Genomic DNA, 1,582 nt, shown 5'->3' with positions numbered 1-1,582 from the left:
GGTGATGGCCCCCCTTCTCCCGAAGTTACGGGGGCATTTTGCCGAGTTCCTTAACCATAGTTCACCCGAACGCCTCGGTATTCTCTACCTGACCACCTGAGTCGGTTTAGGGTACGGGCCGCCATGAAACTCGCTAGAGGCTTTTCTCGACAGCATAGGATCATCCACTTCACCACAATCGGCTCGGCATCAGGTCTCAGACTTATATGCACGACGGATTTGCCTACCGTGCGTCCTACACCCTTACCCCGGGACAACCACCGCCCGGGCTGGACTACCTTCCTGCGTCACCCCATCGCTTACCTACTACAAGTCTGGTTCATCGGCTCCACCACTACCCTCAACTCCGAAGAGATCGGGCCGGCTTCACGGACTTAGCATCGCCTGATTCAGTACTGGGCGTTTCAAAGCGGGTACCGGAATATCAACCGGTTGTCCATCGACTACGCCTGTCGGCCTCGCCTTAGGTCCCGACTTACCCTGGGCAGATCAGCTTGACCCAGGAACCCTTAGTCAATCGGCGCACACGTTTCTCACGTGTGTATCGCTACTCATGCCTGCATTCTCACTCGTGAACCGTCCACAACTCGCTTCCGCGGCTGCTTCACCCGGCACACGACGCTCCCCTACCCATCCACACAGGCGTTGGCCCTATATGTGTGAATGACACGACTTCGGCGGTACGCTTGAGCCCCGCTACATTGTCGGCGCGGAATCACTTGACCAGTGAGCTATTACGCACTCTTTCAAGGGTGGCTGCTTCTAAGCCAACCTCCTGGTTGTCTCTGCGACTCCACATCCTTTCCCACTTAGCGTACGCTTAGGGGCCTTAGTCGATGCTCTGGGCTGTTTCCCTCTCGACCATGGAGCTTATCCCCCACAGTCTCACTGCCGCGCTCTCACTTACCGGCATTCGGAGTTTGGCTAAGGTCAGTAACCCGGTAGGGCCCATCGCCTATCCAGTGCTCTACCTCCGGCAAGAAACACACGACGCTGCACCTAAATGCATTTCGGGGAGAACCAGCTATCACGGAGTTTGATTGGCCTTTCACCCCTAACCACAGGTCATCCCCCAGGTTTTCAACCCTGGTGGGTTCGGTCCTCCACGAAGTCTTACCTCCGCTTCAACCTGCCCATGGCTAGATCACTCCGCTTCGGGTCTAGAGCGTGCAACTCAATCGCCCTGTTCGGACTCGCTTTCGCTACGGCTTCCCCACACGGGTTAACCTCGCTACACACCGCTAACTCGCAGGCTCATTCTTCAAAAGGCACGCAGTCACGACGCACCGAGCAAGCTCGATGCGCGACGCTCCCACGGCTTGTAGGCACACGGTTTCAGGTACTATTTCACTCCGCTCCCGCGGTACTTTTCACCATTCCCTCACGGTACTATCCGCTATCGGTCACCAGGGAATATTTAGGCTTAGCGGGTGGTCCCGCCAGATTCACACGGGATTTCTCGGGCCCCGTGCTACTTGGGTGTCTCTCAAACGAGCCGTTGATGTTTCAGCTACGGGGGTCTTACCCTCTACGCCGGACCTTTCGCATGTCCTTCGCCTACACCAACGGTTTCTGACTCGTC

The 1,582-nt window shown here is 56.8% G+C and carries 1 rRNA gene (only partly in view); it reads right to left on the bottom strand.

The features are described from left to right. Nucleotides 1–1,582 (bottom strand): 23S ribosomal RNA (locus ACH4K1_RS32185) (it extends past both window edges: 1,272 nt to the left, 451 nt to the right).

Origin of the sequence: Streptomyces sp. NPDC017448 (assembly GCF_044330565.1) — a bacterium.
GTDB lineage: Bacteria > Actinomycetota > Actinomycetes > Streptomycetales > Streptomycetaceae > Streptomyces.
The sequence above is the reverse complement of the archived record's forward strand: the minus strand, read 5'-3'. Positions and strand labels throughout refer to the sequence as shown.